Annotated in this window: 21 protein-coding genes; 13 read left to right on the top strand and 8 right to left on the bottom strand. The window is 50.0% G+C overall.

The features are described 5' to 3' along the window. Window positions 1-39: 39 nt before the first annotated feature. Window positions 40-480 (bottom strand): hypothetical protein, encoded by a 441-nt coding sequence (locus tag H7F15_RS15350; protein ID WP_185197873.1) that lies wholly within the window; start codon window positions 478-480, stop codon window positions 40-42. Between the two features lie 175 nt (window positions 481-655). On the opposite strand from H7F15_RS15350, the gene H7F15_RS15355 reads away from it, so the two are divergent. The 4 genes from H7F15_RS15355 (at window position 656) to H7F15_RS15370 (ending at window position 2,923) form a co-directional block, all read left to right on the top strand. After that, on the top strand, window positions 656-1,105 hold the full coding sequence (locus H7F15_RS15355) for a GNAT family N-acetyltransferase (protein WP_185197874.1): 450 nt from the start codon (window positions 656-658) through the stop codon (window positions 1,103-1,105). Window positions 1,106-1,179: 74 nt separating this feature from the next. Then, window positions 1,180-1,461 carry a GNAT family N-acetyltransferase gene (locus H7F15_RS15360; protein ID WP_185197875.1) on the top strand — a complete coding sequence of 94 codons (282 nt, stop codon included), beginning with the start codon at window positions 1,180-1,182 and terminating at the stop codon, window positions 1,459-1,461. A 64-nt stretch (window positions 1,462-1,525) separates the two neighbouring features. Continuing rightward, window positions 1,526-2,248 (top strand): hypothetical protein, encoded by a 723-nt coding sequence (locus H7F15_RS15365; protein ID WP_185197876.1) that lies wholly within the window; start codon window positions 1,526-1,528, stop codon window positions 2,246-2,248. A 9-nt stretch (window positions 2,249-2,257) separates the two neighbouring features. Next, window positions 2,258-2,923 carry a hypothetical protein gene (locus tag H7F15_RS15370; RefSeq protein WP_185197877.1) on the top strand — a complete coding sequence of 222 codons (666 nt, stop codon included), beginning with the start codon at window positions 2,258-2,260 and terminating at the stop codon, window positions 2,921-2,923. Window positions 2,924-2,943: 20 nt separating this feature from the next. Here the strand turns inward: H7F15_RS15370 and gnd are convergent, their stop codons facing one another. Together gnd and H7F15_RS15380 are read right to left on the bottom strand one after the other, a co-directional pair. Continuing rightward, the gene (gene gnd / locus H7F15_RS15375; RefSeq protein WP_185197878.1) at window positions 2,944-3,843 is read right to left on the bottom strand and encodes a phosphogluconate dehydrogenase (NAD(+)-dependent, decarboxylating); all 900 of its coding nucleotides are present in this window, start codon (window positions 3,841-3,843) and stop codon (window positions 2,944-2,946) included. Window positions 3,844-3,898: 55 nt separating this feature from the next. Beyond that, window positions 3,899-5,434 (bottom strand): gluconokinase, encoded by a 1,536-nt coding sequence (locus tag H7F15_RS15380; RefSeq protein ID WP_185197879.1) that lies wholly within the window; start codon window positions 5,432-5,434, stop codon window positions 3,899-3,901. A 128-nt stretch (window positions 5,435-5,562) separates the two neighbouring features. Here H7F15_RS15380 and H7F15_RS15385 point away from each other — a divergent pair, with 128 nt between their 5' ends. The 4 genes from H7F15_RS15385 (at window position 5,563) to H7F15_RS15400 (ending at window position 8,637) form a co-directional block, all read left to right on the top strand. Beyond that, complete coding sequence (locus H7F15_RS15385; protein ID WP_185197880.1) at window positions 5,563-5,895, top strand: helix-turn-helix transcriptional regulator; 333 nt, start codon at window positions 5,563-5,565, stop codon at window positions 5,893-5,895. Between the two features lie 54 nt (window positions 5,896-5,949). Further along, window positions 5,950-6,795: an arsenite methyltransferase gene (locus H7F15_RS15390; RefSeq protein ID WP_185197881.1), complete on the top strand. Its 846-nt coding sequence runs from the start codon at window positions 5,950-5,952 to the stop codon at window positions 6,793-6,795. Between the two features lie 148 nt (window positions 6,796-6,943). After that, complete coding sequence (gene arsB / locus H7F15_RS15395; protein ID WP_185197882.1) at window positions 6,944-8,023, top strand: ACR3 family arsenite efflux transporter; 1,080 nt, start codon at window positions 6,944-6,946, stop codon at window positions 8,021-8,023. Further along, window positions 8,020-8,637 carry a protein-tyrosine-phosphatase gene (locus H7F15_RS15400; protein WP_185197883.1) on the top strand — a complete coding sequence of 206 codons (618 nt, stop codon included), beginning with the start codon at window positions 8,020-8,022 and terminating at the stop codon, window positions 8,635-8,637. The genes arsB and H7F15_RS15400 overlap by 4 nt, the downstream gene beginning before the upstream one ends. A 1-nt stretch (window position 8,638) precedes the next feature. On the opposite strand, the gene H7F15_RS15405 is transcribed toward H7F15_RS15400, so the two are convergent. Both H7F15_RS15405 and H7F15_RS15410 read right to left on the bottom strand, forming a co-directional pair. Then, complete coding sequence (locus H7F15_RS15405) at window positions 8,639-9,097, bottom strand: META domain-containing protein (RefSeq protein WP_185197884.1); 459 nt, start codon at window positions 9,095-9,097, stop codon at window positions 8,639-8,641. Window positions 9,098-9,166: 69 nt separating this feature from the next. Further along, window positions 9,167-9,997, bottom strand: coding sequence for a hypothetical protein (locus H7F15_RS15410; RefSeq protein ID WP_185197885.1), 831 nt, complete (start codon window positions 9,995-9,997; stop codon window positions 9,167-9,169). A gap of 268 nt (window positions 9,998-10,265) precedes the next feature. Here H7F15_RS15410 and H7F15_RS15415 point away from each other — a divergent pair, with 268 nt between their 5' ends. The 3 genes from H7F15_RS15415 to H7F15_RS15425 all read left to right on the top strand — a co-directional run bounded on the left by H7F15_RS15415 (window position 10,266) and on the right by H7F15_RS15425 (window position 15,509). Then, window positions 10,266-12,065 carry a PDZ domain-containing protein gene (locus H7F15_RS15415; RefSeq protein WP_185197886.1) on the top strand — a complete coding sequence of 600 codons (1,800 nt, stop codon included), beginning with the start codon at window positions 10,266-10,268 and terminating at the stop codon, window positions 12,063-12,065. Between the two features lie 1,020 nt (window positions 12,066-13,085). Continuing rightward, on the top strand, window positions 13,086-14,843 hold the full coding sequence (locus tag H7F15_RS15420; protein WP_185197887.1) for an SLC13 family permease: 1,758 nt from the start codon (window positions 13,086-13,088) through the stop codon (window positions 14,841-14,843). Window positions 14,844-14,900: 57 nt separating this feature from the next. Beyond that, window positions 14,901-15,509 carry a hypothetical protein gene (locus tag H7F15_RS15425; protein WP_185197888.1) on the top strand — a complete coding sequence of 203 codons (609 nt, stop codon included), beginning with the start codon at window positions 14,901-14,903 and terminating at the stop codon, window positions 15,507-15,509. 1 nt (window position 15,510) lies between these two features. On the opposite strand, the gene H7F15_RS15430 is transcribed toward H7F15_RS15425, so the two are convergent. Together H7F15_RS15430 and H7F15_RS15435 are read right to left on the bottom strand one after the other, a co-directional pair. Continuing rightward, window positions 15,511-15,864 carry a hypothetical protein gene (locus H7F15_RS15430; RefSeq protein WP_185197889.1) on the bottom strand — a complete coding sequence of 118 codons (354 nt, stop codon included), beginning with the start codon at window positions 15,862-15,864 and terminating at the stop codon, window positions 15,511-15,513. 12 nt (window positions 15,865-15,876) lie between these two features. After that, complete coding sequence (locus tag H7F15_RS15435; RefSeq protein WP_185197890.1) at window positions 15,877-16,305, bottom strand: TerB family tellurite resistance protein; 429 nt, start codon at window positions 16,303-16,305, stop codon at window positions 15,877-15,879. Window positions 16,306-16,567: 262 nt separating this feature from the next. Here H7F15_RS15435 and pfkA point away from each other — a divergent pair, with 262 nt between their 5' ends. Next, window positions 16,568-17,539: a 6-phosphofructokinase gene (gene pfkA, locus H7F15_RS15440; RefSeq protein WP_185197891.1), complete on the top strand. Its 972-nt coding sequence runs from the start codon at window positions 16,568-16,570 to the stop codon at window positions 17,537-17,539. Window positions 17,540-17,671: 132 nt separating this feature from the next. Here the strand turns inward: pfkA and miaA are convergent, their stop codons facing one another. Continuing rightward, window positions 17,672-18,598, bottom strand: coding sequence for a tRNA (adenosine(37)-N6)-dimethylallyltransferase MiaA (gene miaA, locus H7F15_RS15445; RefSeq protein ID WP_185197892.1), 927 nt, complete (start codon window positions 18,596-18,598; stop codon window positions 17,672-17,674). Between the two features lie 164 nt (window positions 18,599-18,762). On the opposite strand from miaA, the gene H7F15_RS15450 reads away from it, so the two are divergent. Continuing rightward, the gene (locus tag H7F15_RS15450; protein ID WP_185197893.1) at window positions 18,763-23,964 is read left to right on the top strand and encodes a PAS domain S-box protein; all 5,202 of its coding nucleotides are present in this window, start codon (window positions 18,763-18,765) and stop codon (window positions 23,962-23,964) included. Window positions 23,965-23,972: the final 8 nt, after the last annotated feature.

The following is a 23,972-nucleotide window of genomic DNA, read 5'->3' on the forward strand; positions in this document are numbered from 1 at the left end:
TACCACCTGCAGGGCTTTTGTTTTATAGTTCGGCTTTGCTTAAGACCGGAGCCAGAGCATGGCTGTCTCGTAATCTGTAAATACTTCGTGCTCGGTTTTGCCGTGGTGCTTATAGTTTTGCTGGGCTTTTCTGGTAAACTCTGTGTTCGTCTGGATGGCATTGTAGGCTTCCTCGGGCAGATAAACGGCAATTTTCTCGATCCCGGAGTCGGCAACTATTTGTGTCCATTCGTTTTCTACCCATCTTTTTTCTTCCGACGTGATGATGTAGATCTCTTCGTCATCAATGAGCCAGTTCCTTACCTTTCTTTCTTTTGAAAAATGGTAAGCCCATAAAAAAGTCTCTTTGCGCTCCTGCAGATCGATCTGCCGCTTCCACTTTAGCAGAATGCAGGACTCGGCCGGGGCGTAAACAATTGTAACAAGCTTGTTTTCAAGCACCTTTTCAGTTTCTGAATCGGCACGGAATGGTAGTTTCATAAGTTGCGGGGGCAGGTTATAAGCAGAAGTAAATGTATAAAAAAAACAATATAATCTACACTATATATTTTAGGGATATACACCCTGTCTGGCACGGTTACAGATAATTCCGGACTGTTGTTTCTGATTACCCGTTCCGGTGCCTTACCTTTGTGGCAGTTCATACTTTTAGCATATGTCCCTTACCACTATCTGTAAACATTTTACCGACCTTACCAACACAGAACTATACGACCTGCTACGCCTGCGCAGCGATGTTTTTGTGGTAGAACAGAACTGTATTTTTCTGGACCAGGACAACAAAGACCAGCAATGCCACCATGTTCTGTTTTATGATGCGCAGCAGGAACTGGTTGCCTGTGCGCGTTTGGTACCGCCGGGGCTAAGTTACCCTGAAATGTCGATTGGCCGGATTGTTACCAGCATGAAAGTGCGCGGAACTGGTGTTGGCAAGCAGTTGGTAGCGTTCTCGATAGCAGAATGCCGCAGGCTTTTTGGGGAAGGGCCAATTAAGATCGGGGCGCAACTATACGCCAAAAAGTTTTACGAGAGCTTCGGGTTTGTGCAGAGCAGCGATGTGTACGACGAAGACGGCATCGACCATATTAAAATGATACTGGCCTAACTATCGTTTTATAGCTACCGGTTCGCCCAAAAAAGCGGTTGCTGCGTAAAGCTACAACTATAAACTATACAGTTATGGATGTAAAGATCGTGCACGAAGCAAAATACCAGCAGTTCACCGCACCCCTGGAAGGCGACGAAGAAGCAGAACTGGCCTATGCCTGCCCATCTGAAAAAGAGATAGATTTTACCCACACCTTTGTACCCGAATCGGCAAGGGGCAAAGGCATAGCCCAGCAACTGATCGAGCACGGCCTGTGCTTTGCCCGCGACAATGGTTTGTTAGTAATTGCCACCTGCCCCGTTGTAGCTAAATACATCGCCAAAAATGAACAGCACCAGGACCTGCTTAAATAAGACACTTTGTTCTGGCATTTAGAATTTGCTATATTGCATTTGAATTGCGCTAAGCTTCCTTCAAATGAAAACAAAACTATCCTTTTTACTTAGCTGGCTGTTGCTGTTCCTGAGCAGTTGCCATACGCAATCCGACGATTTTATAAGCAAATACTGTCCCGGCTCCTGTACGGTAATTAAAGGTAAACTTACTACCGATGGTAGAACCAAACCCTTAGCCGGTGTAACGCTGGAAGTGAACTGGTATACTTATTCTTCCCCGGCTATAACGAGCAATACCCGCCGCAAAGCCATCACTACCACCGATGCCAACGGCAACTTCGAGCTTCGCTTCCTTATCCAGGACGATGAACTGCCGAACGAATATACCAACACTAGTTACTTCCAGGTTAAAGCCAGTGCAGACAAAAACACTTACCTGTTCTGTCTGGGCGATAACCTGTTACTGGAATATACCGACCTGGAGCGGAACACCACCATTAATGCCAACTATAACCTGCCCCGGAAGGCGCAACTCGTGTTGCAGGTAAGCAATCCGCAGGCTATGGCTAACGGAGACAATATTCAAAGTAGTATTTTAATGGATGCTGGAGTTAGCGGTACATCTTATGGTTGTTCAGTGGGCGCATACCTGACTGCCGGAAATGCTCAGACAACTATAGCAGTAGCTGCAAACGAGGATATTGTTATCCGGTCCGTCAAAAATAAAGCCGGCTCCCAAACCACCAGCAACCAAACTATAAGATTAGCTCCGGGGCAGGTTCTGCAACACCAGATCACTTTTTAAGCTACCTACATGAAACAGCTTGTACTTACGGCTTTACTGGTTTTTACTGGCTTTACTATAGCTGCGCAGGACGTAGCCAACTATAGTTCCGGGATACGATTGCAGTTTGGCGGTGCATTTCCGGTGGGCAACTTCAGTAGTGATGATTTTGAAGAGGATTACCCGGCCTTTGCCATGTCCGGGCCGTTGCTGCAACTGAGCTACAACAGAACTATAAACCCGCGCTGGGCTGCAGGCGCCACATTTGCCCTGCGTCGCAATCCTTTTAACCTGGATAAATTTGCCGACCCTACCGATAAGTTGGTGCTGAACCGGGAAAGTGAGCCCTGGCAATCGGTATTTACGCTGGCTGATGTGTATTACCGGATGCAAACCGGCGATAAGCTGTTCTATCTGAAAGGATCGGTTGGAGCGGCTTTTAACCGGCGGGCAAAAGTAACTATAGCAACACCTTACGGAACTATAGATCACAAAGCAGATCGAAGCACCGCATTGGCGTATGGATTGCATGTTGGTCTCAAACAGAATTTTGATCGTTGGAGCATTGGCCTGGAAACAGGAATACTTTCCGGGAAACCTATTTTTGAGATGCCAGACGCACAGGGCAACAAGATCAACTATAAACAACCAATGACCACAGTAAATGCAGGTTTGTTTGCTGCGTATGCCTTTTAAACAGACATATAAACTATAGTTTACTCCGCCTGCTCCACCTTATGCCCGCCAAACTCGTTTCGCAGGGCCGCTACCACTTTCCCCGAGAAGGTATCAGCTTCGTAAGAGCGGTAGCGCATTAAAACAGAAAGGGCAATTACCGGCGTGGGCACCTGCATATCCAGGGCCGTTTCCAGGGTCCATTTGCCTTCGCCGGACGAGTGCATGATGCCTTTTATAGTTGAAAGCTCCGGGTCTTTGCTGAAGGCGTTCTCTACCAGTTCCATCAGCCAGCTACGCACCACCGAGCCATGGTTCCAGACACGCGCCACTTCCTTGTAGTCCAGCCCGAAATCGCTTTTGTGCAGCACTTCAAAGCCTTCGGCTATGGCTTGCATCATGCCGTATTCCACTCCGTTGTGCACCATCTTCACAAAATGTCCGCTGCCAGGTTTGCCCGTGTACAGATAGCCTTTCTCCACCGAAATATCCTTGAATAGCTGCTCTACATAGGCAAAGGCATCCGGGTCGCCGCCTACCATGGTGCAGGCACCGTTTCGGGCTCCGCTTAATCCGCCGCTTGTGCCACAGTCTAGGAAAAAGATCTGCTGTTCGCGCAGTTTTTCAGCCCTAACTATAGAATCCTTATAGTTGGAGTTTCCTCCATCTATGAGAATGTCGTGGGGTTGCAGATGGGGCAAAAGCTGCGCAATAACGGCATCTACAGGCTCCCCGGCGGGCACCATGATCCAGATCACTTTGCGGCCGGTTAGTTTTTGCGCCACCTCCGGTAACGTATAAGCGGGTGTAATTCCTTCGGTGGTGGCTTTCTCCAGAAACTCCGGATTAATATCGTAGGCCACAACCTGGTGCTGGTGGTCGCGGAGGTTCAGGGCCAGGTTATAGCCCATTTTTCCTAACCCGACAAGTCCTATCTGCATCTCTCTTTTCTTTTTATCCAACTATAGTTAAGTAAAGTTTACTCGTTATAAAGGGCTATGGTTCATGCCGCAGTGCATCCAGCTGGTCAAAGGTTTCTTTCAGCTTAGGGTAAAGGGTTTCGAAAATGCGGTATATTTGCTGGTAAAGGCGGTTATTTCCCGGGTTGGGCGTATAGGTTTTACTTATAGTTACTAATTGCGCAGCTTCCTCCAGGCTGTTGATCCTGCCCAGCGCATATAACCCAAGAATAGCTGCACCAAAAGCTGAGCTCTCATAAGTTTCGGTCAGGTGTACTTCTTTGTTGAACACATCGGCCAGCAACTGTACCCAGAACGGCGAGCGCGAAAAACCACCATTGGCATACACTTTATGAATGGGGCCGGTGAGCTGCTCCAATGCCTGGGCCACACTATAAAGGTTGAACGTAATGCCCTCCAGCAGGGCTCTTACAAAATGCGCACGGGTGTGGTGCAGCTGCAACCCAATGAAACCTGCCCGCGCCCCGGCATCCCAGATCGGCGCCCGCTCACCTAACAAATAAGGCAGAAATAACAGGCCATCGGCTCCGGCGGGTATAGTCTCCGCTTCGTGGCAGAGCAGCGCGTATGGGTCTTCGTTCAGGGTTCGGGCCGAAGCGGTTTCAGAAGGATAGAACGTATCCCGGAACCATTGCAGCAACACGCCCCCGTTGTTTACGGCGCCGCCCAGTACATAATTGCCCGATGAGAGCACATAACTGAAAAGCCGCTGTTGTTTGTCGGTAACAGGTTGCCGGGCCATCACGCGCACCGCCCCGCTTGTCCCGATCGTGACGGCTACATGTCCGTCGGCAATGGCATTGGCGCCCAGGTTAGCTAGGCAGCCATCGTTGGCCCCAACTATAAACGGCACATTTTCGGGCAGATGCAGGGCTTCGCTGTAAGTTGGTTTTAAACTATAGTTGCAGTATGTGGTAGGTACGGGCCTGGAGAGCTGCACTTCGGTTATGCCGGCTAACTGCAGCGCTTCCTGGTGCCAGGCCAGGTCGAAGATGTTGAACAAACCCGTAGCCGACGCCACCGAATGATCGACCACAAACTCGCCGAACAGCCTGTGCCATACATACTCTTTTATACCAATGTACCGGACGGCTTTGCGGTGTATTTGCGGCAATTGCTCGCGCAGCCACATCAGTTTGGGCAACACGGCCATGGGGTGCAGCGGCGTGCCGGTGTGCAGGTAAATGCTGTGCCCTGTCTCGCTCTGCTTCAGCTTTTCTGCCTGTAATTTGCTGCGCGTATCGGCCCATATTATACAATTGGTCAGTAATTTACCCTCGGCATCCAGCGCTATTAAACTATGCATGGCGCTACTAAAACTCACCCCAACCAACCTATAGTTTGCCTGCCGTATCTGGGCCACTATGGTTTTAAGGGTTTGCAGTACCGCATTAAAAACCACTTCCGGGTCCTGCTCGGCGTAACCGGGCTGCGAACTATAGATGGGATATTCTACAGCATACTGAAACAGCAGCTTACCGGCTGTACTAAAAGCCACGGCTTTGGTGCTGGTTGTGCCAATGTCAACGCCAACTATAGTTTCCTGCTGCATTACCCCGTTTACGCAGCTAAGGCGCTAAGTTTATAGTTGCCCAACTATAGTTCCGTAAAAAAAATCAGCCCGATGCTTTACTTTTTATTTTCATCATCGTAATATTACGATAAATACAAACGATAGAAATGGGAGCTACTAAGACTGAAGCCTTTACCGATGCCGAACTGACCCTAGCCGCTTATGCCAAAGCCCTGGCACACCCGGCGCGTGTGGCCATCCTGCGCATTTTACTGGAGCGCAGTGCCTGTATCTGTGGCGATATTGTGGATGAATTGCCGCTGTCTCAGTCTACCGTGTCGCAGCACCTGAAAGAGCTGAAAGAGGCCGGCTTGATAAAAGGCGATATTGACGGTAAAAAAGTGTGTTATTGCATTGATGAAAAAGCCTGGAAGCATGCCCAAGTACTGCTGCAGCAACTGTTTGCCAGTTATACTTCGTGCGGCACCAGCTGCTGCTAAAATTTTTTGAACGCTTTAATCGTAAAATACCGATAAATTTTAAACCTTACAACTATGAACAAGGCAGAAGAATTAAAACAGATCGTAAAAGATAAATACAGCGAAATAGCGCTGCAGAGCAAAGAACAGAACGAAGCCTCGTGCTGTGGCGCCACTGGCTGCTGCACCGTAGACTACGCCATTTTTGCCGACAACTATACCGAACTGGAAGGCTACAACCCCGATGCCGACCTTGGACTGGGCTGTGGTGTGCCTACCGAGTTTGCGCAGATCAAAAAAGGAGACACCGTACTGGATTTAGGCTCCGGAGCCGGTAACGATTGCTTTGTGGCCCGTGCTGTAGTTGGTGAGACCGGCAAAGTGATTGGTGTGGATATGACCGATGCCATGATCGCCAAAGCCCGCGACAACGCCGGGAAACTGAACTTTAACAACGTAGAATTCCGACAGGGCGAGATAGAGGATCTGCCATTGGCTGCCAACCGCGTGGATGTAGTGATCAGTAACTGTGTGCTGAACCTGGTACCAGATAAAAAGAAAGCCTTCGCCGAAACCTACCGTGTACTGAAGCCGGGCGGCCATTTCAGTATTTCGGATGTGGTGCTGGTTGGGGAGTTGCCTGCCGGTCTGGTAAATGCTGCCGAAATGTATGCCGGTTGTGTGTCGGGCGCCATCCAGAAAGAAGCTTACCTGAACATCATCCGGGAAGCCGGTTTTGAGAACGTAGTGGTGCAGAAAGAAAAAGTCATTCACGTGCCCGACGAGATCCTGAAAGATTACCTGGACGAAGCTGGTATCAGGGCTTTCCGCGAGAGCAATACCGGCATTTACAGCATTACCGTGTACGGCGATAAACCTGCAGCCGCCGCCTGCTGCGCACCTGGCTCGGGTTGCTGTTAAATTACTTTGAAAGGAGTAAAAACTGGTGCGGAAGTTACTTCCGCACCTACTTATAAGTGCGAACCTCAGATTCGCTTTTATAGCAGGTCACGGAAATAATTTCCGCGCCAGATAATACATCAACTATAACACAACTTTACACCCTTACATGGAACATTGCGCACCTGCCCACAACCGGAAAAAACTGGGCTTCCTTGACCGCTACCTAACACTCTGGATCTTCCTGGCGATGCTGGTTGGCGTGGGGCTGGGCTATTTTATACCGGACAGTTCCGGTTATATCAACTCCTTATCCAGCGGCACTACCAATATTCCCATTGCTGTGGGGCTGATCCTGATGATGTATCCGCCGCTGGCAAAAGTAAACTATAGAATGCTGCCCAAAGTGTTCCGGAATGTGAAAGTGATCGGGTTGTCGCTGTTGCTGAACTGGGTGATCGGTCCGCTGCTGATGTTTGTGCTGGCCATTACCTTTTTAAGAGATTACCCCGAATACATGACCGGCTTAATTCTGATCGGACTGGCCCGCTGTATTGCTATGGTATTGGTCTGGAACGACCTGGCCGATGGCAGCCGCGAATATGCCGCCGGGTTGGTAGCGCTCAACAGCATTTTTCAGGTGTTTCTCTATAGTTTCTATGCCTGGCTGTTCATTACAAAACTGCCTCCCCTGTTCGGTTTCGAGGGCGCTATAGTTGATATTTCCATCGCCACTATAGCTGAGAGCGTAGCTATTTACTTAGGTATCCCGTTTATGCTGGGTTTGATGAGCCGCCTGATTTTGGTGCCGCTTAAAGGACAGGAATGGTACCAGACCCGCTTTATCCCTGCCATCTCCCCCATCACGCTTATTGCGCTGCTGTTTACTATAGTTGTGATGTTCAGTTTAAAAGGAGAGCTGATTGTAACTATACCGTTTGATGTGCTGCGCATTGCCGTGCCGCTGGTCATTTACTTTGCCGTGATGTTCCTGGTAAGTTTTATAGTTGGCAAAGCTGCTGGCGCCGATTATTCAGAGAATGCGTCGGTGGCGTTTACGGCGGCAGGTAACAATTTTGAGCTGGCTATTGCAGTAGCTATTGCCGTGTTCGGTCTTAATTCCGGAGAAGCCTTTGCCGGCGTGGTGGGGCCGTTGGTGGAAGTGCCGGCGCTTATTGCACTGGTAAATGTGGCGTTCTGGTTGCGCCGCAAACTATACGCTGACAAATTAACTAAAGAAACCGCATGAGCCTGACTCCTGAACTTGCCCGAACCGCCGCAGAATTGGAAGCTTCTTTTCCAGAAATTCCTGCCGAACGGAAAGAACTGCTGAAACAATTGAGCAGCTACATCAGCCAAAAGAAGGAAACCGGCCAGCCTGTAAATCTGGTTTTTATCTGCACGCACAACTCACGGCGCAGCCACATGGCACAACTATGGGCACAGGCTGCAGCTGCCTACTATGGCGTTAACAGTGTGCATACCTTCTCGGGCGGCACCGAGGCCACCGCGTTTTACCCGGCTGCCGTGCAGGCCATGCAGCAACTTGGCTTTGAAATAGAAAAGCAATCAGAAACGATAAACCCGAAATATAAAGTAAACTATAGCCCTGACGAACCAACTATAGAAGTCTGGTCCAAGAGGTTTGATGACGTAGCTAACCCGGATACTCATTTTGCAGCTATCATGACCTGCTCTGACGCCGATGAGAACTGCCCGTTTGTGCCCGGCGCAGAAAAACGCATTGCCATCACCTACGCCGATCCGAAATTATCAGACAACACGGCTTTGCAGGCACAGACCTACACGGAGCGTGCCCGGCAGATAGGCCGCGAACTGTTGTTTGTTTTTGCGCAGGTATAGGTTAGCGGTTGGTTGGCTCCAGGTTTTCGGGGTTGCCCGACCGGAAAGTGGCTACGGCTTCTGAACCGGCAAAAAGGGTAAGGATCTCACCGGCTACCTCAAACGAATCCACACGCTCCAGCATCTGCAAAAATTTGGTTTCCTGCTCCATGTCGGGGCACATCATGCGGGTAGCGCCAATGTTACGGAACCGCACCGATTTTCCGCTTAGCTCATATTTGCCGAAGATGGTGTTGCAACCGGTATTGCCTTTCAGGTCGTTTTCTGTTTCCTGTAGCCTGATGTAGGCTTCGCGGGTGTTGTTTGGTGCCTGCGGGCTCTGGCCTTCCAGCGAAAGCAGCATCCAGTAGGCATCTACTATCGTTTCGTCGCCGGCGGCGGGCTCGGCTGGTCGTATGGTTTTGCATCCGGCTATAACCGTTATCAGCAGCAGAATGCCCCAGAAGTAACCTAATCTCATACAATACATTTTTGGTAGAAAAGAAGTCCCGCCTGGTTAACTTCAGGCGGGACAAATTGTTTATGCTATTTACAAACCAAAAGACTCATTGCCATAACCACTGATCGGTGAGCTGGCTGAATAATCTGGCCCGGAGCGTGGATGGCGTCTTTCGCGGCTGCTGTAGCGCTCACCGTCGCTCTCGTTGGGGTGGTCTGCCAGGTAAGCGCGGTTAGACGAATACAGGCCGGTAGCATAGTTGTCACGGTCCGAAGACGAATTGCGGCTTTCGATGCTTCCGCTGTAGCGGTAGTCGGCGCGGTGGTCGTAATAGTCGCGTTTGTTGCCCGGGTTATAGTCGTTCTCTGAGCTGCTTGGCACTTCGCCCCGGTCATGGTGTATGTCGGTCAGTTCGTGGCTATAGTTGTAGCGCTCGTCGCGGCCATAGTCGCTGTAGCGGCGGCCGTGGCCCGGGTTCTGGTAACTGTTTTCCTGGCGGGCATACTGGCGGTTGCCGGCTATATCATACCCCGAACTATAAGGCTGGCTGCGGCTATAGCTGTCCTCGGCAGAGTACTGGTTGGTCCGGTTTCTGTATTCCGGGCTTCGGTAGTCCTGGTTGCTATAGTTACTCTGGCCGGTATAACCATGACTTCTTCTGAAATGGTTGTCGTCGCCATAGCGGTAATGGTCATCGCGGTTGCGGTGAATGTCGTTATAGTTTCCGGCGCCATAGCCCCCTGACGGCCCGCTGCTGAATTCGTTAAAATCGGATCGTTGCTGCATGCGCACGTTGCCCGAACCATAGTCGTTGCCCGACATGCCATAGTAGTTGCCGCGCTGGCTGTAACGTTCGCCGGAGCGGTTACCGTCTTCGTACTGGTTATAGTTGCGTTCGTAATAATGCTCGTTTCTTTCCATAGCTTCTCATAAAATTTGGTTACACGTTCTTTATAAACGCACTACGGCCGGCAGTGTTAAGCCAAACAGCAAATTATGAAGATTCTGAGCCACTGTTTTATGCTGTTTGAGCTGCAAACTATAGTTGTTGCCAATGCCCGGAATGCCGCCCGCCACCTGCTTTCGTCACTTCGTTCGTCCCTTGGTCGACAAGTTATGTGGGTTCATCTATTTTGTTGGCAAAAGTAAAAGCGATGCTATACTTTCAGCTAAATCTTTCGAAACAACTATGAAAAAGCTAACCACCTCGGCTGCTTTGCTGTGCCTGCTGGCCTTTGCGCCACTCGCCCAAGCCGCCAAAACACCAGAACTAACCTATACCGTTAACCTGAACGACCGCGCCGACGACCGCTTTAAAGTTACCCTGCATGTAAAAGGGCTACAGGCGGATAATAACGTGTTTCAGTTTGCAGCCACTGCCCCCGGCACCTACCAGACAATGGACATGGGCCGTTTTGTAGAGAATTTTAAAGCCTACGACAAGAAGGGACGTGAGATAGAAGCCACCCAGATCAGCACCAACCAGTGGCAGCTCAGCAAGCCTGAAAAAGTACGCAAAATTACCTACCAGATAGCCGAAACTTTTGACACCCCGGTTGATAAAGACCAGATATACGCCATGTGCGGCACCTCGCTGGAGCAGGACCACGCCCTGATAAATGGCCAGGCTGTGTTTGGTTACCTGAAAGGCCTGCAGGCCACCCCGATGCGCCTGAAACTGGAGAACCCGCAGGATTGGCAGGTAGGCACCGCCCTCAACACCGATAAAAAAGGCTACTACATGGCCAACAGCTACGACCATATTGTTGACTCCCCTATTATGGCCGGCGAGCTAACCAAAGCCACCACCAACTACAATGGCACCACCATCGACATCTATACTTATTCCAAAACCGGCAAGATAAAGTCGCAGGACCTGATGGCGAACATGACCACCATGCTGGAGTCGGCGCATAAGTTTGTGGTGGATTTCCCGGTTGACCGTTACACGTTTCTGTACCACTTCGAGGACCAGGACTGGGGCGCGTGGGAGCACTCCTATAGTTCGGGCTATGTGATGCAGGAAAAAGACCTGACACCGCAATACGCCAAGCACCTGACCGATATCGCGGCCCACGAATTCTTCCACATCATTACGCCGCTCAACATTCACAGCGAAGTGATCGAGCAGTTCAACTTCGAAAAACCAACCCCATCGCAGCACCTGTGGCTGTATGAGGGTACCACCGAGTGGGCGTCGCATATCATGCAGCTGCGCAGTGGCCAGAAACCGCTGCCTGCTTATTTAGCTGATATCCGGCAAAAACTGCTGATCGACGACCAACTGGACAAGAACTATAGCCTGCAGAAACTGGCACTTACTTCTTACACACCTGAAGGCCACAAGCAGTATTACAACATCTACAACCGCGGCGCTTTGGTAGCTACCCTGCTGGATATCCGCTTACTGGAATTATCTGGTGGTAAAAGAGGCCTGCGCGAAGTGATCAATGAGCTCTCCAAAGAGTACGGCCCCGATAAAGCGTTCCCGGAAAACGATTTCTTCAACATCTTCGCCGCAAAAACCTACCCCGAAATAGCTGATTTCATGAACAGCTACATTAAAAACGCTGAGCCATTACCGGTTGCTGCCTATTTCGGGAAACTGGGCATTAACTACGAAGGAACTGTAAGTACAGGCAACAAAGTAAAAGGCTTAGGTTATGCCATTGGTGCGCCGGGCGGCGTGCTTTCTCTGACACAGGTAGAAGCAGAAATGCAGCAAGCTGGTCTACAGGCCGGTGACGAGCTCATCGCGCTTGATGGCACTCCTTTATCGCTGGGAAATGCCAACCAGGTGCTTCCAAAGCTTGGCACCCTGCAAATCGGCGACTCCTACACTTTCACTATAAAGCGTAACGGTGAGCAGAAGGACGTTGTCTGCAAGATCTTAAGCCAGGAAGAAGTAAAGAAGCATATGTTTGAAGTGAACGAGCAAGCCACTCCACAGCAACTCGCCCTCCGCACTGCCTGGATGAAGAATTTATAGATTGTTTGTGTTTTTTGATCAGAAGCTCCTGTTACCCCGTAGCAGGAGCTTTTTGTTTTGTCCGGACCATGGATTAATTGGGATTTAAGGGATTTTCAGGATATGTTTTACCTCTCCCCAGCTCTCTTCTAAAAACAGGAGAGGGAGTTTTGTCTGAATCAGGATTTACAGGATTATGGGATTTTCAGGATTTGGGCTTTTGCTATAGTTGACTGCAATAGTTTCATAGTTGGCAAACACACCCCTACTCCTCCCCAAGAGGGGAATTACTGCTATAGTTATAGTTATAGTTACAGTTCTATAGTTGCTTTAGGTCCAACCACCCCTGCCCCTCCTTATCCAAGGAGGGGAACTCTGTCTTCGCTATAGTTTGAACTATAGTTCTATAGTTAAAGTCCACGAACAGGACAGGTTTACCTGTCCCTTCGGATTTACAATCACGTGTAAAACCGATCTGCTCAAGCTAAGAGCAAGCACAGCAACTATAGCTAAGGCAGCAGCTATCGAACTGTTATCAGTCTTTGGGTTGAGCGCCTTGTAGATTTGCGGTGCTGAAAGCATTGCGAGGCACGAGCAAAGGAAATGTACACCGCGCGATGCCCGAAGACGGGGCCTCCCGGCCGCAGAGGGAGCCAACCAAACTATAAAACTGTAGGCTCTTAGAGCTCCCAGGATGTAGAACGGCTATGCAACTATGGCTTTTTTCAGGTAGTAGGCAATGTTATCTATAGCACCAGACGCTAGCAGGAGCTGCGCACGCTGCTAGGTCTTTAGCAACTATAGGCTGAGATAGATTTCTCACTACACTCGAAATGACAAGAAGCGGACACATAAGATGTCTCGGCTGCGCTCGACATGACAAATGAGAAACTATAGTTATAAGCCCCATTTCTTATTCAAAAACACAGACAAGACCGAAGAATCTTAATTTTTTTTCAGTGAGAATACCACCGGCAAGCCAGCACTAACGTAAAAGCCGAAACTGCTTGTAATAATACCGCTTTAAACAGACCCGCATCTATGGAAATTGCCCTTGTGCTTTCACTTCTGGTAATAGCTATAGTGCTGTTTGCAACGGAAAAACTCTCCGTCGAAATCACAACGCTGCTTATCCTGATCGTGCTGGCAAGCATGCGTATCATTTCTCCACAGGAAGCGTTTGCCGGTTTCAGCAGCGATTTTATCATCATTATTGCCTCTATCTTCATCATCAGCGCTGCCCTCGAAGAAACCGGTATTCTTGACTTTGCAGTGATCCGACTGGCCGGGCTGGCCAAAAAAAGCAAGTCCCTGATGCTGTTTATCGTAATGTTTGTGACCGGCATTGTTTCCGCATTCATGAACAACACCACCGTCACGGCCATGTTCATTACGCCGCTGGTGGGCCTTACCAAACGCATCAATTCCAACCCCTCTAAGTTCCTGATGCCGCTGGCGTACGCAGCCATCCTTGGCGGTACCTGCACGCTTATCGGAACCTCGACCAACGTAGCTGTGAGTGGCTATATCGCAAAAACAGGCCTCGAACCAGTAGGCCTTTTCGAGATATCGGGAATCGGACTTATCATTTTTCTGATCGGCATTGCGTACATGATGACCGTCGGGCAACGGCTGCTCCCCGACAACCCGGACCAGGAGCTGACCGAGGAATACAAACTGCAGAAGTACCTGACAGAAATCATCGTAATGAAAGACTCGCCCCTGATCGGACAGCTGGTTTTTGCGTCAGACCTGACCACCCTGCATTTCCGGATACTTAACATCATCCGTCAGAAAGAGAACTTTTTGCCGGATTTCCGCACCCGCATCGAGGAAAACGACGTGCTGCTGGTAGAAGGTGACCTGGACAACCTGATGAAGGTGAAGGAAACCAAGGGCATCGAGATCATGGCCGATGTGATACTGGAGAAAGACCTGCAGACCGAGGATATACGCCTGGCAGAGCTCATGATTCCACGCCAATCCAACCTGATAAACAAAACGGTAAAGGAAGTAAACTTTCTGCAGCGCTTCGGCCTGATCGTGATCGCTATTTCGCGGCACGGCGAAACCCTGCGCTCCAAGATCGGGAGCATTAACCTGCAATTAGGGGATGTACTGCTGGTGCAGGGCGCCTCTACCCGACTGAACCAATTGCGCTCCTCAGGCAACGTGGCCTTACTCGATGAATTTGAGCCGCTGCTATTCAAAAAACGAAAGGGCACGCTGGTGATCGTTATTTTTATGCTGGCTATTTTGCTGGGTACTACCAACATTCTGCCTTTGTCTATTGCCTTTTTGATGGCAGCAGTAGCTTGTATCGTGCTCCGCTGCATCAGCACCGAAAGGGCCTATGCCGCTATAGACTGGCGATTGCTCATCCTGATCGGGGGTATGACAGCTTTTGGTACGGCCATGGAGAACTCCGGCGCAGCAGACTTTTTAGCGAAAGGCATTGTAGATACAATGGGGCCGATGGGAAAAATGGCGGTGCTGGCAGGCTTTGTGGTGCTAACGGTATTGCTGACCCAACCGATGTCTAACGCAGCGGCGGCGCTGGTGGTGGTGCCGGTGGCCTTACGCGCAGCCCTGGAGATGGATGCTGACCCGCGTACCTTTGCCATTGCCATTATGCTGGCGGCCTCGGTGTCGTTGGTTACTCCTTTCGAGCCGGCCTGTATTCTGGTATATAGCCCGGGCAAGTACCGTTTCAGCGATTTTATAAAGATCGGCTCCCCGCTCACCATACTCCTGATCATGGCGATTCTGCTGCTGGTCCCGGTTTTCTGGCCAATGTAACTGGCAGCCCCATAAGGCAGTACCACTATCTATAGTTACCTCAAAACCTATAGTACCATGAGAACGAACTGCCTGTTTGCCATTTTTATAGTTTCCCTGCTCGGCTGCGGCCCTAAAAACGAAGAAGTAACCGATGAACAGATAACTGTCGAAGCCCCTGCAGCAGCACTTGATTCTGTATCGACTACCCGGAAAGATGCCGTGCGGGTTAATCAAAACGAGTTAATGCCTGGTCTACCTTTGCCTGCTACAGATCTACTATCCGAAAAGTACCCGGGCTGGCAACAGCCGGAACTCACTCCCGCAGCAAAACAGGCCGCCAATGACTCCATTTTGGTAAGAGGTGAATTTAATGGAGATACCCGGCAGGATATTGCGCTGCAACTACAGCAGAACCAGGATGTGGTGGTAGTAGCGCTACTGGAAGGCGAGAATGGTAACTGGCAACTGTTTGAATTACACCGCGAGAACCTGCAGCAGCAGAATAACAGCCTGCAAAGCCCCATTGCGCTGAGCCTGCGTGGTAAAGGAACAGAACTTAAAACAACTGCAGATAGTCAGAAGATGACATCGCCTTACGATGCGATTGCGCTCACCCAAAACGGCCAGACTACGGTCTATCTTTTCCGGAATGGCAGGTTCAGTAACTATAGCATTGCCCGGTAAACTATAGGTAGAAATAGGAAGGGTATTCCTGGTATAAGTATATCAGCAACGCTACCCCGGTGCAGCCGGTTATCCCCAGCCCGATCGCCACAAAACCTGCCCGCTGCGATAGCTTTTTATCAGGCTCCTTCAGAAATAAACTATAGTAGCTTAACTGCAGCAGAAAGAGCGTTACTGCAATCAGAACACTCACCAGCCAGAACAAAGAGAAACGGACCAGAAACAGCAATGGCAGCTGGTTATGCAGCTCGTGCAGCACATAGGACTCCCGAAAAACGAACCACGATGCCAGGCAAATCATCAGGCACCCGTAAACGAGCAGCAGCAACGCGTTACTATGAAACAGGTTTCGCATAGGCGCGGCAGCTTAGTAATCCAGGTAAGCCTGTGCTTCCTGTTTGATGTGGTCGCGGGTGAGACCGTCTTTTACGCCTGTGGTTATTTTGCGCACCAGCACCCCTACCACCGATTTTTTGAAGCCGAGCCGGGTAGCCATGTGCATACAAAAATCCATTTCGTTCTCGTCCACAATGCCGTCGGCCAGCATCATTTCCACCAGGTCGTATATCTGGTCAAAACGCTCCGAATCGTTATGCGGAAGCTGCGGCGTAACGCGGCCGGAGTCAGCTAACAGGCTTTTTACTTCGCTGGCGCGCATGCCGTGGCGGGTGCCTATGCCAATAATGAAGTCGATCTCGGCAGGGTCCAGGTGCCCGTCTATCTTTGCCAGTGCGCCCAGATTGGTCAGGTGGCTTTTCAACTTTTTTGTTTCTTCGCTTTCAAATAAACCAAACATAGGTTGCCTAACTTTTCTATTATCCTTTACTTAGCTTCAGGGGTAAGATTAACCCGATCTACCTTATGTTACGCTACAGGCACAGCCCGGCATAAAACAGGGAACAACGTTTACCGCTCATACATACGGTTTTCTATATTTAACAGATAACCTTTTATACTATTTTTTAATTCTGCCCAGTTTTGTGCTACCTCTTTGCTGTTTTCGGGTATAAGTTATAGTTGTTTGAAAACAAAAGAATAAAATACTACTTTAAGGCTATATGAATAAAATAGCAGTTTTTAGTTCCGGTGGCGACGCACCCGGTATGAACGCCTGCATACGGGCAATTGTACGATCGGCTATCTATAACGGGCTGGAGGTTTACGGCATCCGGCGTGGCTATAGTGGCATGATAAAAGGGGAGATCTTCAAAATGGAGTCATCATCGGTCAGCAATATCATACAGCGGGGCGGCACCATCCTGAAATCGGCGCGTTGCAAAGAATTTACGACCAAAGAAGGCCGCCAGCAAGCATACGACAACCTGAAAAAATTCGGTATTGATGGCCTGGTAGCTATTGGCGGCGACGGCACGTTTACCGGGGCAAATATTTTTTACGAAGAATTCGGCATACCTACTATTGGCGCGCCCGGAACTATAGACAACGACCTGTACGGCACTGATTATACCATTGGCTACGATACGGCCATAAACACGGCCATAAACGCAATAGACAAGATCCGGGACACAGCCGACAGCCACGAGCGTGTATTTTTTGTGGAGGTAATGGGCCGCGACTCCGGTTACATTGCCATACCGTGCGCAGTGGGCGGTGGGGCCGAAATTGTGATGATACCCGAAACCAAAACAACTATAAGCAAGGTAGTGGAAACGCTACGCACCGGCTGGAGCCGCTCCAAAACATCGTTTATAGTTATAGTTGCCGAAGGCGACGAAGAAGGAACCGCCGTAGAGATTGCAGCAAAAGTGCAGAAAGAGATTCCGCAGATGGATGCCCGTGTAACGATACTGGGCCACGTACAGCGTGGCGGCGCCCCCTCAGCCGCCGACCGGATGCTGGCCAGCCAGTTGGGTATTGCCTGTGTAGAGGGTCTGTTACAGGGCCAGGCCTGCGTCATGGCGGGCATTGTCAATTCACAACTCGTCTACACCCCGTTCATCGACACCATTTCTAAAGTAAAAGCCATAAACCCCACCATGAGCCGCATGATAGACATACTTTCAGTTTAGGAGTTAGAAAGTTGGGAAGTTAAAAAGTTAGAAAGTTCAGAAGTTATAGCGTTTGGGAGTGAGAGTTAATTACGAAAATCCTTCAACCAAACTATAGGCGCTTTTCTAACACCTTTTTAACTTCCCAACTTTCTAACTTTTTAACTTTATGTGTTCTATGATCTCCTGGAACTGGCTCGGATGGAACCAGCTGTATTCGTCGGGGTGCTTGGTAAACCAGGTTAGCTGGCGTTTGGCATATCGGCGGCTGTTGCGCTTCAGCAAGCGTACTGCTTCATCCCAGTCGTATTTCTCTTCCAGGTAATCAAATATCTCTTTGTAGCCTACAGTCTGCAGGGCATTGTGGTGACGGTGCGGATAAAGTGCTTTTGCTTCTTCCAGTAATCCCTGTTCCAGCATCAGGTCCATGCGCTGGTCTATGCGTTGGTATAGTTCCGTACGGTCGCGGGTAAGGCCTATTTTTATGATATTGAACGGCCGGACGGGGCGCTCGCTCCGCCGGAACGACGAATAGGGCTGCCCGCTCGATAAGCAGACTTCCAGCGCCCGCACTACCCGCTGCGGATTTGCTTTATCCACCTGGGCAAAATATTCCGGATCCAGTTCCTGCAGCTTTTGCAATAACGGCTCCAGTCCTTGGGCCTGCCATGTTTCCGTCAGCTGTTCGCGTATGGCCGGGTCCGTTTCCGGCATATCATCCATACCTTCGCACAGGGCACGTACATACAATCCCGATCCACCGGTAAGAACTATAGTATCGTGTACTTTAAACAGCTCGCCCAGCAATTGCAGGGCATCCTGCTCATAAGCGCCGGCATTGTATTCCTCCACTATGCTATGCGAGTCTACAAAATGATGCGGAATACCCTGCTGCTCTTCGGGAGTGGGCTTGGCAGTACCAATGTGCATTTCACGGTAAAACTGCCGCGAGTCGGCGGAAACAACATGGGTCTGAAAATACGTTGCCAGCTTTACGCACAGGTCTGTTTTGCCTACTGCCGTAGGCCCTACCACCACAATCAGGCTTTTATTTTTGCTTCTATCCGTAGGTTGTATCATGGTCAGGGTTCTGCTTTTATTGCGTCTTCGCGGTAAGGGTTCAAGGAACGGAAGGCACCAAAAGTTCTGTTTATCTTGCAAAATTATTTCTTAAATCGTAATATTTGTAAAGCAGCGTACGAATACCTATAGTTCCTGCTCTTGTACCTTAGCAACTTACTATAATGCCATATATACCTAACAGGCAAACTTCAGAACACTTACCGATACAGGGCAATGCACTGCTGCAGGTGCTGGTACAGTTCCACGAGCCGGGCACGCTGCTTATAGTTGCATCGCAGGCCGGACAGGTGCTGGCTGTCAATGCCCCGGCTGCCGCTCTTGGTGCAATGTCTTCGGGCAACAACCTCTGCAAGCTGCTGGGCATCCCTGAAAAAAAGCTGCAAACCCACACCCACGGTAAGCTGAAAGCAGGTAGTGAGAACTATAGTTACACGATCAAACCGGTAGAGTACGACGAGACATCTTTTCTGTGTGTGGAACTAACACCGCAAACCGCCGATCCGGGCAGGGTGGAGATAGATGATGACAGCTATCATAACGTGTTCGAAAACAGCACCGAGCCCCTTTTTATAGTTGATGAGGACGGCACTTTTGTAGATGTTAACGAAAAGGCACTACGCATGGCCGACCGCAAAAAAAACAGCCTGGTTGGCCAGACCATTTACAACAGCTTTAACCTGAACCTGTTTGAGCGGGTAACCTTAAAAAAACAACTGCAACAGGTAATGGCCGGCGAGCCACAGCGGTTTGAGTGGTGGATACAGGACAGCACCCACGACCTGCTTCCCATCGAGATATCGTTGCGCAAAGGCTGTTTTAAAGGCGATGAGCGCATATTTGGCTCTGCTAAAAACCTGTACGAGGTGGTAGGCACCGAGCAGGATGTACGTTTCCGTAACCGGCAGCTTGAATTTGTAAATAACCTGATCACCAACCTGTCGGTGGCTGGCAGCCAGCAGGATGTACTGAAATATACCCTGGAGGAGCTGCTGGACAAAAGCGATCTGACCTGTGGCTGTGTGTACACTTACACCCAGAGTACCGGCCTGGCAGAACTCGCTTACTCGGCCGGCGATGCCAAGGGCATGCAACACCCGGCAGAGCTCCGGATAGCTCCTGCCCTTGCCCGCCAACTGACAGGACAGGATAAAAGGCGTGCACTTACCACCCTTACCCGGCAACTTTCGGCCCATTTCGAGCTTGAGCTGACGATAGTACCCGTTACCTCCGACGAAAAACTGCTGGCTGTATTGCTGTTCTGGCCGGGCGGCAGCAGCCACATGACTCCTTCCTTTACAGCACTGCTGGACTTTGTCGGCTCTGCCATTGGCAACTATATCTCGCGGCACGAGCTCATGATGCAGCTTTCGCACAGCGAAGATAAATACAAAATGCTGTTTGATGCATCGTACGACGCCATACTGGTATTTAAGGACGGCCGCGTAATTGATTGTAACGAAAAAGCCCTGCAGTACTTCCGCTGCAAACGCGAAGACCTGGTCAGCGCTACGCCTATGGATTTCTCGCCGGAGTTTCAGGCAGATGGCATGCGCTCCAGCGAAAAAACGGCACAACTCATGGAGCAGGTACTAACAACAGGTGTACCGGTAACCGTAGAGTGGCAGAACATCCGGAAGGATGGTACATTTGTAGAATCGGAGATAAATCTGAACCGCCTGATGCTGAACGGCGAGTATTATGTGCAGGCTTTTAAGCGCGACATTACCCAGCGCAAACAGATGCAGCAGGCGAAGCGCCGCGAAGAAGTAGCGCAGGAGTCGATGTTGCAGTTCCGGAACTTCCTGGATAAAGTGAACCTGGTACACTATAGCCTGGATGTGGAGGGCAATATCACGTTTGCCAACAACTTCTTCCTGAAGTATGTGGAGTATGAATACGATGAGCTGATAGGCCAGAATTTTTACGAGTTGCTGGTACCCGAACACGAACGCGAGCAGCGCCTGCAAGACCTGAAACACACCATTGCTACCCGGCACTTAAACACTTACTACGAGCGCAACATTGTTACCAAATCGGGACAGCTGAAGACGCTGCGCTGGAACTGCATGCTGGAATACGGACCTGATGGCGAAGTAGTGAGCATAACCAGTGTTGGTAAGGACATGACCGACAAGCGTATCGCGATGGAAGCGCTGAAGGATAACAAAATACGCCTACAGGACCTGTTCGACAATGCGCACGACCTTATCCAGAATATTTCGGTAGACAACAAGTTCATATTTGTGAACAAAGCCTGGAAAGACCGCCTGGGCTATACCGACAAAGACATTGAATCGCTGACGCTGAACGACATAGTGCACCCGTACTATAAGGCCAAGCTGATCTACCAGCTGCGCAATCTGTACAAAGGCGAAAATGTAAACAAGATCGAAACGGTTTTCCTGACCAAGGCCGGCAAGCCCGTGCACCTGATCGGGAGTATAACCTGTAGCTGGCAGGACGACCGCCCGGTTGCCACCCGCGCCATTCTGCACGACATTACAGACCGCATCAAGGCAGAGCGTTTACAGAAAGTATACTATAGTATTGCCAACCTTGCTATCAGCAGTAAGGACCTTAACTCGCTTTACAGCGCCATCCACCGCGAGCTGAGCAAGATCATCGAAACGCGCAACATCTACATCGCCCTCTGCGACAACGAACATAGTTACCTGCAGTTTGCATACCTCGTAGATCAGTTTATTGATAAAACAGCAACAGCGCAGCGAACAAGGCCTTTCTCGAATGGGTTGTCAGAATACATTATCCAGACAGGCAAGCCGCTGTACATGCAGAAACAGGAGCTGCTGGACCTGGCAGAACGTGAAAACCTGACTATTCGTGGCTCGGTTCCGGAAGTGATCCTGTGCTCCCCGCTTGCTATCGGCGACCGTATCATTGGCGTTATTACGCTGCAGGACTACCAGAATCCGGATGCTTACGTGCACACCGATATCGAGATCCTGCACTTTATATCGAACCAGGTGGCGCTTGCCATTGAACGTAAGCGTAACGAGGAACAGATAAATAACCAGAACGCCAAGCTTAACGCCATTTTCGAAAGCGGTACGCACCACATGTGGTCATTGAACCGCAACTTCGAGCTTACCTCCTTTAACCGCAACTTTGCTTCGTCGTTCGAGCAGCGGTCGGGTAAAAACCTGGAGCTGTTTACCAGCCTGACTGAAAGCCACCTGGTAGATAACCATGAACTTAGCGTTGATTTCTGGCTGCAGAAGTACACAGATGCCTTTAACGGAAAACCCCAACATTTTGAGGTACACCTGCAAAGCCCGGAAAGCTGGCGCGAAGTATTCCTGAACCCGATCTACCTCGAAGACGGGACCTTTGAAGAAGTATCTGGTATAGCCCTCGACATCACAGATAAAAAACGCTCGCAGCTGGCACTGGCCCAGAACGAGGAGAAGTTCCGTACTATTTTCGAATCGTTCCAGGACGTGTATTACCGTACTTCACTGCAGGGTCCGCTGGAACTGGTGAGCCCGTCGGTAAGGCAGGTATTGGGCTATACCGAAGAAGAGGTACTCGGCAAAGACATTACGTTCCTGTATGTGTATCCTGAAGAAAGGAAGCGCATGCAGCAGTTTGTGAAGGACCAGAAAGTTATCCGGAACTATGAGATACAGATGTACCGCAAGGACGGCAGCCAGATTACTGTGCTCGCCGATGCCCGCCTGAAGTATGACGAGAATGGCAAGCCGGTAGCGCTGGAAGGTGTAATACGCGACGTAACGGAGCTTAAACGCACCCAGATCGAGTTGCTGGAAGCCAAGGAAGAAGCTGAACACCTGCTGAAAGCCAAAACACAGTTCCTGGCAAACATGAGCCACGAGCTGCGCACCCCGATGAATGGCATCATCGGTATGATCGACCTGCTGAGCCACATCAACACTGACCCCGAACAGCAGGAATATATTGATACGCTGCGCAAGTCGTCGGATGCGCTACTGGCTATACTGAACGATATCCTGGACCTGAGCAAGATACAGGCCGGCAAACTGGTACTGCACGAAGGCAGTGTAGACCTGCACGACACGCTGGGCAAGATACACTCGCTGTTTGCCAACCGTGCCCAGCAGAAGGACCTTACTTTTACCTTTAACATAGCCGATAACACACCACGCTACGTGCTTACCGATGAGACTCGCCTGCTGCAGGTATTGTCGAACCTCACCTCGAACGCCATTAAATTTACCAATGCCGGCGAGGTAAGCATATCCGTAAACAGTGAGCTGATCAACAAAAAAACGGAAGAATACATGCTGCATGTGCGGGTAAAAGATTCCGGTATAGGTATCAGCCCCGAAGACCAGCAGCTGTTGTTCACCGACTTTACACAGCTCGATAACTCCTCTACCAAAACTTTTGGTGGCACCGGCCTGGGCCTTGCCATTTCGCGGCAGCTCACCCACATTATGGGCGGCGAAATTGGTGTGGAATCGAAAGAGAATGACGGCAGCACCTTCTGGTTTAAGATAAAAGTACGCAAAGCTGACGATGCCGCCGTTAAAGAACAGCAGCTACGCCTGCAGGAGCAGAATGCCGAAGTAGAAGTGCTCGAAAACAGCCCGTATGTGCTGCTGGTAGACGATAACCAGATAAACCAGAAAGTAGCACAAAAGCAGCTGGAACGCCTGAACTGCCGCACCGACATCGCCTCGAATGGTTTTGAGGCCATAGAGCTGGCTACTACGCACAACTATAACATCATTTTTATGGACATACAAATGCCCGAGATGGATGGTGTTACGGCCACAAAGCACATCAAGGAAAAGCTAAAAAATGCCTGCCCGCCTATAGTGGCCATGACAGCTTACTCGATGAAGGATGATGCCGACAAGTTTATGGGCCAGGGCATGGATGACTATGTATCGAAACCGGTGAAGAGCAAAGACCTGCTGGCCGTGATCAGTAAATGGGAAAAGCCTGAGTGGTATGGCAAGCAAACGCTTGAAGACAGCACCCCCGAAGGCACCCAAAACACAGCCCCGGAAGGAGAAGGACAAGCTATTATAAATGAAGAAGTTGTAGAACAGCTGAAGCAGATCGGTGGCGAAGAATTTACAAGGCAACTGTACGAAGAATTTGAGCAGGAAGCCGCTGAATTGCTGGAGGAGGCCAAAAAAGAACTGCAGACACAACATTACAAGAGTATTTTAAGTACATTGCATCAGCTAAAAGGAACCGGCTTTACGTTAGGTATAAACCAACTTGCCGAACTAGCCAAACAGCTGGAGCACGACATTAAACAAGACAAGTTCGAGAGCGTGCATGATAACTTTGAAAAGCTGTTAGAACAGTACGAGAACTATCGTAAAACTTATAAAGAAATCATCATCTAACCTACACC

Source organism: Pontibacter sp. Tf4 (assembly GCF_014212495.1).
Taxonomy (GTDB): domain Bacteria; phylum Bacteroidota; class Bacteroidia; order Cytophagales; family Hymenobacteraceae; genus Pontibacter.

Excerpts from the sequence above, each read along its gene's own strand:
- H7F15_RS15350 (WP_185197873.1), bottom strand. The coding sequence starts at position 480 with ATGAAACTACCATTCCGTGCCGATTCAGAAACTGAAAAGGTGCTTGAA.
- H7F15_RS15355 (WP_185197874.1), top strand. The coding sequence starts at position 656 with ATGTCCCTTACCACTATCTGTAAACATTTTACCGACCTTACCAACACA.
- H7F15_RS15360 (WP_185197875.1), top strand. The coding sequence starts at position 1,180 with ATGGATGTAAAGATCGTGCACGAAGCAAAATACCAGCAGTTCACCGCA.
- H7F15_RS15365 (WP_185197876.1), top strand. The coding sequence starts at position 1,526 with ATGAAAACAAAACTATCCTTTTTACTTAGCTGGCTGTTGCTGTTCCTG.
- H7F15_RS15370 (WP_185197877.1), top strand. The coding sequence starts at position 2,258 with ATGAAACAGCTTGTACTTACGGCTTTACTGGTTTTTACTGGCTTTACT.
- gnd (WP_185197878.1), bottom strand. The coding sequence starts at position 3,843 with ATGCAGATAGGACTTGTCGGGTTAGGAAAAATGGGCTATAACCTGGCC.
- H7F15_RS15380 (WP_185197879.1), bottom strand. The coding sequence starts at position 5,434 with ATGCAGCAGGAAACTATAGTTGGCGTTGACATTGGCACAACCAGCACC.
- H7F15_RS15385 (WP_185197880.1), top strand. The coding sequence starts at position 5,563 with ATGGGAGCTACTAAGACTGAAGCCTTTACCGATGCCGAACTGACCCTA.
- H7F15_RS15390 (WP_185197881.1), top strand. The coding sequence starts at position 5,950 with ATGAACAAGGCAGAAGAATTAAAACAGATCGTAAAAGATAAATACAGC.
- arsB (WP_185197882.1), top strand. The coding sequence starts at position 6,944 with ATGGAACATTGCGCACCTGCCCACAACCGGAAAAAACTGGGCTTCCTT.
- H7F15_RS15400 (WP_185197883.1), top strand. The coding sequence starts at position 8,020 with ATGAGCCTGACTCCTGAACTTGCCCGAACCGCCGCAGAATTGGAAGCT.
- H7F15_RS15405 (WP_185197884.1), bottom strand. The coding sequence starts at position 9,097 with ATGAGATTAGGTTACTTCTGGGGCATTCTGCTGCTGATAACGGTTATA.
- H7F15_RS15410 (WP_185197885.1), bottom strand. The coding sequence starts at position 9,997 with ATGGAAAGAAACGAGCATTATTACGAACGCAACTATAACCAGTACGAA.
- H7F15_RS15415 (WP_185197886.1), top strand. The coding sequence starts at position 10,266 with ATGAAAAAGCTAACCACCTCGGCTGCTTTGCTGTGCCTGCTGGCCTTT.
- H7F15_RS15420 (WP_185197887.1), top strand. The coding sequence starts at position 13,086 with ATGGAAATTGCCCTTGTGCTTTCACTTCTGGTAATAGCTATAGTGCTG.
- H7F15_RS15425 (WP_185197888.1), top strand. The coding sequence starts at position 14,901 with ATGAGAACGAACTGCCTGTTTGCCATTTTTATAGTTTCCCTGCTCGGC.
- H7F15_RS15430 (WP_185197889.1), bottom strand. The coding sequence starts at position 15,864 with ATGCGAAACCTGTTTCATAGTAACGCGTTGCTGCTGCTCGTTTACGGG.
- H7F15_RS15435 (WP_185197890.1), bottom strand. The coding sequence starts at position 16,305 with ATGTTTGGTTTATTTGAAAGCGAAGAAACAAAAAAGTTGAAAAGCCAC.
- pfkA (WP_185197891.1), top strand. The coding sequence starts at position 16,568 with ATGAATAAAATAGCAGTTTTTAGTTCCGGTGGCGACGCACCCGGTATG.
- miaA (WP_185197892.1), bottom strand. The coding sequence starts at position 18,598 with ATGATACAACCTACGGATAGAAGCAAAAATAAAAGCCTGATTGTGGTG.
- H7F15_RS15450 (WP_185197893.1), top strand. The coding sequence starts at position 18,763 with ATGCCATATATACCTAACAGGCAAACTTCAGAACACTTACCGATACAG.